At 73.8% G+C, this 7,605-nt stretch carries 8 protein-coding genes; 1 reads left to right on the top strand and 7 read right to left on the bottom strand.

Annotated features, from left to right (window positions below):
* The coding region (locus tag EPD83_RS02640; protein WP_164896331.1) for a serine dehydratase beta chain at positions 1 to 116 on the bottom strand (116 nt) is incomplete at its 3' end.
* An 82-nt stretch (positions 117 to 198) separates the two neighbouring features.
* Here EPD83_RS02640 and EPD83_RS02635 point away from each other — a divergent pair.
* Entirely contained in the window at positions 199 to 1,053 is an 855-nt protein-coding gene (locus EPD83_RS02635; protein ID WP_235950305.1) for a RecB family exonuclease, read from the top strand.
* 22 nt (positions 1,054 to 1,075) lie between these two features.
* Here EPD83_RS02635 and EPD83_RS02630 read toward each other — a convergent pair whose 3' ends face one another.
* From EPD83_RS02630 to EPD83_RS02605, 6 genes are all read right to left on the bottom strand, one after another.
* Entirely contained in the window at positions 1,076 to 2,032 is a 957-nt protein-coding gene (locus EPD83_RS02630; RefSeq protein ID WP_128366523.1) for an electron transfer flavoprotein subunit alpha/FixB family protein, read from the bottom strand.
* Positions 2,029 to 2,802: an electron transfer flavoprotein subunit beta/FixA family protein gene (locus tag EPD83_RS02625; RefSeq protein WP_128366522.1), complete on the bottom strand. Its 774-nt coding sequence runs from the start codon at positions 2,800 to 2,802 to the stop codon at positions 2,029 to 2,031. The genes EPD83_RS02630 and EPD83_RS02625 overlap by 4 nt, the downstream gene beginning before the upstream one ends.
* Complete coding sequence (locus EPD83_RS02620; RefSeq protein ID WP_128366521.1) at positions 2,799 to 5,324, bottom strand: GcvT family protein; 2,526 nt, start codon at positions 5,322 to 5,324, stop codon at positions 2,799 to 2,801. Before EPD83_RS02620 ends, EPD83_RS02625 begins: the two co-directional genes overlap by 4 nt.
* A 150-nt stretch (positions 5,325 to 5,474) precedes the next feature.
* Positions 5,475 to 6,257: an IclR family transcriptional regulator gene (locus EPD83_RS02615; RefSeq protein ID WP_128366520.1), complete on the bottom strand. Its 783-nt coding sequence runs from the start codon at positions 6,255 to 6,257 to the stop codon at positions 5,475 to 5,477.
* 64 nt (positions 6,258 to 6,321) lie between these two features.
* Positions 6,322 to 6,867, bottom strand: coding sequence for a GNAT family N-acetyltransferase (locus EPD83_RS02610; RefSeq protein ID WP_235950304.1), 546 nt, complete (start codon positions 6,865 to 6,867; stop codon positions 6,322 to 6,324).
* A gap of 64 nt (positions 6,868 to 6,931) precedes the next feature.
* Complete coding sequence (locus tag EPD83_RS02605) at positions 6,932 to 7,561, bottom strand: GNAT family N-acetyltransferase (protein ID WP_165566173.1); 630 nt, start codon at positions 7,559 to 7,561, stop codon at positions 6,932 to 6,934.
* Positions 7,562 to 7,605: the final 44 nt, after the last annotated feature.

Genomic DNA, 7,605 nt, shown 5'->3' with positions numbered 1-7,605 from the left:
AGTCCGTCGGACCTCAGGCCCTCGACGAAGGTGAACGCCGCCCGCATCGGGCCGACGGTGTGCGAGGAGGACGGGCCGATGCCGACCGAGAACAGGTCGAAGGAGGAGATGGCCATGGTGTCCTCGAGTCTGTCACCCGCGACGCGCCCTGTGGAGGGCTGCCCCGCGGTGTCGGATGGAGCGGTTACCGTCGGTGCGGTGACGACGACGGGGGAGCAGGCGGCGCCGCGGCAGGCGGCCCTCCCCGGCATGCCCGAGCCGCTGTGGGGCGGCAGCCCGAGCAAGCTGCTGGCCTTCCTGGACTGCCCGCGGCGCTACCGCATGCAGTACCTCGACCGGCCGAGCCCCGAGAAGCGCCGCCCGCGGGCGCACACCTCGGTCGGCATCGCCGTCCACAACGCGCTGCGCGACTGGTGGGACCTGCCGCGCCCGACGCCCGAGGACGCCGCGCGCCTGGTCGACCGCGCCTGGATCGACGTCGGCTTCCGCGACGCCGAACAGTCCCGTCGCTGGCGCGAGCGGATGCGCGAGGCCGTCACCGCCTACCTGCGCGACGCGGGCCCGGTCGCCCGCCCGGTCGGCATCGAGCGCACCGTGTCGCTGCTCAGCGACGACCTGCGCCTCCAGGGCCGGGTCGACCGGCTCGACGACCGCGACGGCGAGCTCGTCGTCGTCGACTACAAGACCTCGCGCTCGGTCCCCACCGACGACGACGCGCGCACGTCGCTGCCGCTCGCCCTCTACGCCGCCGCGGTGTGGAAGATGTTCCGCCGCCCCGTGCGCCGGGTCGAGCTGCACCACGTCCCGACCGGCACCGTCGCCGTCCACGAGCACACCGCGGAGTCCATCGGCCGGCACGTCGAGCGCGCCCGCTCGATCATGCGCGACGCCCGCAGGGCCGACGCCGACTTCGCCCGCCACGGCACGGGGTCCGAGCTGTTCCCGGTCGTCACCGGGCCGCTGTGCGGCTGGTGCGACCTGCGGGCGCACTGCCCCGAGGGGCGGGCGGCCGCCCCCGAGCGCTCCGACTGGGCCGCGCTCGAGGACGACTGAGCGCCGCCGGGGGGTCACGACGTCAGCCGAGCTCCTCGAGCACGGCCGGCAGCACCTCGTGCATGTCGCCGATGACGGCGTAGTCGGCCTTCGTGACCATCGGGGCGTCGGCGTCGGTGTTCACGGCGATGATCGTGCGGCTCGACGCGCACCCGGCCCAGTGCTGGATCGACCCGGAGATGCCGCAGGCCAGGTAGAGGTCCGGCGCGATCCGCGAGCCGGTCTGCCCGACCTGCTCGTGGTGCGGACGCCAGCCGAGCGAGGTGACGACCCGCGAGACCCCGACGGCACCGCCGAGGCGCTCGGCCAGGGCGTCGACCGCGGCGAACCCGTCCGGCCCACCGGCGCCACGACCGGCGCCGACGACGACCTTGGCCGCCTGGAGCCCGGAGGTGTCCGCGCTCTCGCGCTTCTCGAGGCGGACGACCTGCGCGCGCAGGTCCTGGGGGTCGACCGTGACCGGCAGCGGGGACACCCGGGCCTCGCCGGGCGAGTCGGCGGCGGTCGGCTCGACGGCGTGGCCGGCCATCGTCAGCAGTCGCACCCGGCTGGGCACGGTGGCCCGTTCCAGGGCCGCTCCGCCGACGACCTGCCGCTGGACGACGAGAGGGTTCAGCGACTCGACGGACACGACGTTGGCCGCCATCCGCAGGCCCCGCCGGGCGGCGACGTGCGCGAGCACCTCGTTGCCGCGGCCGGTTCCGCCGGCGACGACGAGGTCGGCGCGGGCGGCGCGTCCGGCGGCCTCGACGACCGCGGCCCAGGCCGCGGCGGCGTACCGCTCCAGCGCCGGGTCGGACGCCTCGTGGACGACGGCGACGCCGGCGCCGCGGCAGTCGGTGACGACCGACTCCGACGCCGGGCCGACGACGACGGCGTGGAGGTCGCCGGCGCCCAGCGACCGGGCGAAGCTCAGGGCCTCGCGGGAGACGAGCGAGACCCGTCCCTCCTCGGTCTCGACGAGGACGAGCACGCTCATCCGTGCACCACCTTGAGCTCCTTGAGGACGGCGACGAGGCCCGGCGCGGCGGCCGGTCCCTCGCCGATGACGGTGACCTCGCTCGGCGGCGGCTCGGGGACCGTGAGCCCCTCACGCCCCGCGCCGGCCGCCGTGCCGGACCAGGTCATGGTCTCGACCGCCGCCTTCTTGGCCTTCATCCGGCCGACGACGCTCGGGTACTTCGGGGAGACCCCGCCCTCGAGGACGGTGACGACGGCGGGCAGCGGCAGCTCGTAGACCTCGGTCCCCTCCGGCCCCTCGGCGCGCACGGTGGCGGTCCCGCCGTCGGTCTCGACGGTCTGGGCGCCGGCGACCACCGGCCGCTCCAGGAGGTAGGCCAGCCGGATCCCGACCTGGAAGTCGCCGGTGTCGGCGGCGTCGTTGCCGAGCAGGACGAGGCCGTAGGTGGTCCCGGCGTCCTGCCGGGCCGCGACCGCCTCGGCGATCGCGGACGCGACGTCGACCGGGCCGAGGGCGTCGGCGTCGGCCTCGACGAGGATGCCGTCGGTGGCGCCGACGGCGATGCCGGCGCGGATCTGCTCGATGCTCTCCTGCGAGCCCACCGACAGCACGGTCACCGTGCCACCGGACGCCTCGGCCACCTGGACGGCCAGCGCGACCGCGGCCTCCTCGTGGGCGGAGGTCGTGTAGCCGGCGTACCGCCCGTCGACGCGCATCCCGTCGTCGGTGAGCACGACCTCGCCGGTGGGGTCGGGGACCCGCTTGACGCAGACGAGGACGTCGGTCATGCCCGGCCCCGGATGCAGTCGTTGCTCGGGTCGAACAGCGGCGTGGCGTCGGCCGCGGCCACCGTCACCGGGTAGAGCTCCTCCATGTAGGAGACGGCGAGCTCGGTACCGACGACGGCCTGCTCCGGCGGGAGGAAGGCCATGAGGACGTGCTTGCCCAGGCTCGGCGCCGACCCCGCGGTCGTCACGTACGGGTGGTGGCCGTGGCCGTCGGTGAGCGTCTCGCCGCTGCGGGTGAGGATCGGCTCGCCGCCGAGCATGTAGCGCTTGGTCCCCGAGGCGGAGGTGTGGTCGTCGACGGTCAGCGAGCACAGGACGGCCTTCGGGGCCTCGTCGGCCTGCGCGAGGACGGCGTCCTTGCCGATGAAGTCGGCGTCCTTCCACTTCGCCCGGGACATGCCGGTCTCGACGAGGGTGCGCTCGGTGTCCAGCTCGTAGCCGTAGGCGCGGTAGCCCTTCTCGATGCGGCCGGTCGTGCCGTAGACGCCGATGCCGACCGGGATCATCCCGAGCGGCGTGCCGGCCTCGAGCAGCCGCGCCCACAGGGCGGCGCCCGCCTCCATCGGCACGTACAGCTCCCAGCCGTACTCGCCGACGTAGGAGATGCGGGAGGCGAGGACGGACAGGGCGCCGACCTCGATCTCGCGGCAGGTGCCGAACGGGAAGCCCTCGTGCGACATGTCCGCGTCGGTGACGGCGGAGAGGATCTCGCGGGCCTTCGGGCCCCAGACGCCCATCGTCGTCCAGCCGGAGGTGTGGTCGACGACGACGGCGCCGCCGTCCTCGGGCATCCGGTCGGCGAACCACTTCTTGTCGGCCATGCCGTGCGCGCCGCCGGTGACGACCCGGAAGTGGTCGTGGGCGAGGCGCATGACGGTGAGGTCGGAGCGGAAGCCGCCGGTCTCGTCGAGGACCGGGGTGTAGACGACCCGCCCGATCCGCACGTCGGCCTGGGCGACGATGATCCGCTGGACGGCCTCGAGGGCCTTCGGGCCCACGACGTCGAAGATCGCGAACGCCGAGAGGTCGATGAGCCCGGCGGTCTCGCGCATCTGCAGGTGCTCGGCGTTGATGACCGGGGACCACCAGCGCTTGTCCCACTCGTGCTCGCGCGGCATCGTCTGCTCGGGGCCGAACTTCTCGACCAGGCCGGCGTTGCTCTCGTACCAGTGCGGGCGCTCCCAGCCGGCGGCCTCGTAGAACACCGCGCCGAGGTCCTTCTGCGAGGCGTGCATCGGGGCCAGGCGCACGTTGCGGTTGCTGCTCCACTGCTCGCCCGGGTGGACGATGCCGTAGGTCTTGTTGAACGCCTCGGAGGTGCGGGCCTTGACGTGGGCGCGGGTGCGCTGGAAGTCGTAGAACCGGGCGATGTCGCTGTGGCCGAGGTCGATCTCGGGGTTGCCGTGGGTCATCCACTCCGCGACGGCGCGGGCGGTTCCGGGGCCCTCCTTGATCCAGACGGCGGCCGCGGACCACAGGCCCTTGACCTCGGGGGTCTCGCCGAGGATCGGGTAGCCGTCCGGGGTGAGGGAGAGCAGGCCGTTGATGGCGTAGCGGATCTCGGCCCGCTCGTCGCCGAGCAGCTCGGGCATGAGCTCGAGGGCCTGCTCCAGCTGCGGGTCGAAGTCGTCCTCGGTGAAGGGCATCTCGGTGGGGGAGAGCTTGGACTGCTCGATGGACGGGATGTCCTCGGGGTCCCAGAGGATCGCGCGGTGGGCGTAGGAGCCGACCTCCATGTCCGAGCCGTGCTGGCGCTCGTAGCAGAAGGTGTCCATGTCACGGATGATCGGGAAGGTGATCTCGCCGGGCCGCTCGGCGAGGACCTCGCAGGGGCCGACCGAGATCATCTGGTGCACCGCGGGCGTCAGCGGGATGCGGGCGCCGGCCATCCGGGCGATCTTCGGGCTCCACACGCCGCAGGCGATGACGACGGTCTCGGCCTCGATGGTGCCCTGGTCGGTCTCGACGGCGGTGATCCGGCCGTTCTCGACGCGCATGCCGGTGACCTCGACGTTCGGCACGGTCGTCAGCGCGCCCTTCTCGACCGCCCGCTCGCGCATTATCGTCCCGGCCCGCAGGCTGTCGACGACGCCGACGGTGGGGAACCAGGCGGCGCCGATGATGACGTCCTTGTCGAGGAAGGGCACCTTCTCGGCGACCTGCTCGGGGGTGACGAGCTCGGCGGGGATGCCCCACGCCTTGGCGCTGCTCATCCGGCGGCGCAGCTCCTCCATCCGCTCCTCGGTGCGGGCGCACTCGAAGCCGCCGGACTCGGTGAAGACGCCGAGCTCCTTGTACTGGCGGACCGAGTCCAGGGTGATGTCGGCGAACTCGCGGGAGTGGTCGACGGGGAAGATGAAGTTGCTCGCGTGGCCGGTCGAGCCGCCCGGGTTGGGCAGCGGACCCTTGTCGATCTGGACGATGTCGGTCCAGCCGAGCTCGGCGAGGTGGTAGGCGAGGGAGTTCCCGACGATGCCGGCCCCGATGACGACGCAGCGGGCGGAGGAGGGGAGAGCGGCCATTCTGGGGTTCCTTCCGGGTCGCGGTGCTGGTGCGAATGACGCAACGCGACGCTCATCGTGCAACAGGTCCCGCCAGTATGACCCACGGCGGGCCTGCTGCCAACCGCTGTCCGCAGGGTGTCGGGGCTCCGGCGCGTCGGCGCCGCCCGGTCAGTGCGGGACCGGCTGGTGGGCCAGGTGCCCGTTGATCTCCTCGGTGGCGGCGAGCAGCAGGGGCACGATCTGGTCGACCCGCTCGGGGCCGAACCGGAACGTCGGACCCGACACGCTCACGGACGCGACGACGTCGCGGTGCGCGTCGCGGACGGCGGCGGCGACGGCGGTGAGCCCGACGTCGAGCTCGTCGACGGCAATGGCCCAGCCGCGCTCGCGGACCTCCTCCAGCTGCTCGTCGAGCACGGCGCGGTCGGTGATGGTCGAGGGCGTGTACGCCTTGAGCTCGCCGAGCGTGCGACGCAGCTCGTGCCCGGCCATCTCGCTGACGAGCACCTTGCCGTTGCTCGTCGCGTGGATCGGGATGTGCTGGCCGACCCAGTTGTACGTCGACAGGCTCGAGGAGCCGGCCACCTGGTCGACGTAGAGGGCCGCGCCGCCGGACAGGACGGCGAGGTTGACCGTCTCCCCGGTCTCGGCCGCGAGCCGTCGCACGACCGGCCGCGCCTCCTTGGCCAGGTCGAGGCGGGCGTTCGTCGCCCCGGCCAGCTTGAGCACCCCGACGCCGAGCCGGTAGCGCCCCCGCTCCTCGACCTGCTCGACGAGGCGGCGCCGCTCCAGGGCGGACACGAGCCGGCTGGCCGTCGACTTGTGCACGTCGAGCTCGCGCGCCAGCTGGGTGATCCCGGCCTCGCCGTGGAGGGCGAGGAGCTCGAGGATGGTGACGGCCCGGTCGACGGACTGGACCGTGCTCCCCCCGTCGCGGTCGTTGGTGCGCATGACGCAACCGTACCGAATGGCGCAACACCTGGCGAGGGGCGGCCCGGGTGTGGCGTGGTGGACGCTACCCGCGGTCGCGGCGGAGCAGGCCGTAGACCCAGGAGTCGGACACCTCGCCGTCGACGACGCAGTCCTCGCGCAGGGTGCCCTCGCGGACGAACCCGAGCTTCTCCAGGACCCGGGCCGAGGCCGGGTTGCGGGTGTCGACCTCGGTCTGCACCCGGTTGAGCGGCAGTGTCGCGTAGGCCCAGTCCAGGAGGGCGCCGGTGGCCTCGGTGCCGTACCCGTGGCCCCAGGCGTCGCGGGCGAGACAGTAGGTGACGCCGGCGCTGCGGAACCCCGGGTCCCAGTCGGTGAGGCCGCACCAGCCGAGGAACGTCCCGTCCGCGCGTGCGGTGACGGCGAGCCGGGTGCCGAGGTCCTCGCGTTCCATGTCCCGGCAGCCCTGGACGAAGCGCGCCGCCCGGTCGGGGTCGGTCCAGGGCGGGGCGTCCCAGTAGCGCAGCACCTCGCGGTCGCTCATCAGCGCGTAGAGGTCGTCGGTGTCGTCGTCGGCGAACGGCCGTAGACGGAGGCGGTCGGTCTCGAGCGTCGGCGTGGGGATCGGCATGCCGGTCATGCTGCCGTGCGGGCGGCTCTGCGGGCCACCGCGTTTCGTCGGCGGAGCCCGCCGGTCAGTCGCGCAGGCCGACGCAGTCGTGGGCCCAGAACGGGTCGGCGTAGACGAGCGCACCGGTCATCCAGGGCTCGTGCGTGGCCAGCAGGGCGACCTGGAACGCGGGCTCGGGGATCCGGACGCTCGGCCGGCCGAAGCCGTGGGCGGCGCCGGGCCCGAACCCCAGCCGGCCGTAGTACCCGGGCGACCCCTCGAGGAAGACGGCCGGCGCGCCGGCGGCCTCCGCCGCGACGAGCGCCGCGCGGACCAGGGCCGACCCGGTCCCGCGCCCCTGGAACCCCGGCTCGACGGACAGTGGGCTGAGCACGAGCACCTCGACGAGGCGGCGTGGCGCGTCGACCCAGCCGCGGGTGAGGAGGGTGTGTCCGACGACCCGGCCGTCCTGCTCCGCGACGAGCGACAGCCCGACGTGGGCGTCCGAGCCCAGCAGCGCCTCGGTGAGCGCCCGGACCCGGGCCCCCTCGCCGGGGGCGTCGGCGTCGAAGGCGCGGTCGACGACGTCGAGCACGGAGGCCCGCTCGGCGGCGTCGGACACCCGTTCGCGCCGGACAACCAGACCCTTGAAGTCGGTCGCGAGGCCGCGGTCGGGCTGCGCGTGCGCACGGGCGTCGTCGGGGTGCTCGCTCATCCCCGCGACGCTAGGCGCCGGCCGTCACCGTCCGCACCCGCCTT

Origin of the sequence: Phycicoccus flavus, assembly GCF_004025965.2 — a bacterium.
Classification (GTDB): Bacteria; Actinomycetota; Actinomycetes; order Actinomycetales; family Dermatophilaceae; genus Phycicoccus; species Phycicoccus flavus.
The sequence above is the reverse complement of the archived record's forward strand: the minus strand, read 5'-3'. Positions and strand labels throughout refer to the sequence as shown.

What these genes read in the sequence shown, in the direction of transcription:
- EPD83_RS02625 (WP_128366522.1), bottom strand. Translation starts at nt 2,802, where the DNA reads ATGACCGACGTCCTCGTCTGCGTCAAGCGGGTCCCCGACCCCACCGGC.
- EPD83_RS02630 (WP_128366523.1), bottom strand. Translation starts at nt 2,032, where the DNA reads ATGAGCGTGCTCGTCCTCGTCGAGACCGAGGAGGGACGGGTCTCGCTC.
- EPD83_RS02615 (WP_128366520.1), bottom strand. Translation starts at nt 6,257, where the DNA reads ATGCGCACCAACGACCGCGACGGGGGGAGCACGGTCCAGTCCGTCGAC.
- EPD83_RS02610 (WP_235950304.1), bottom strand. Translation starts at nt 6,867, where the DNA reads ATGCCGATCCCCACGCCGACGCTCGAGACCGACCGCCTCCGTCTACGG.
- EPD83_RS02620 (WP_128366521.1), bottom strand. Translation starts at nt 5,324, where the DNA reads ATGGCCGCTCTCCCCTCCTCCGCCCGCTGCGTCGTCATCGGGGCCGGC.
- EPD83_RS02605 (WP_165566173.1), bottom strand. Translation starts at nt 7,561, where the DNA reads ATGAGCGAGCACCCCGACGACGCCCGTGCGCACGCGCAGCCCGACCGC.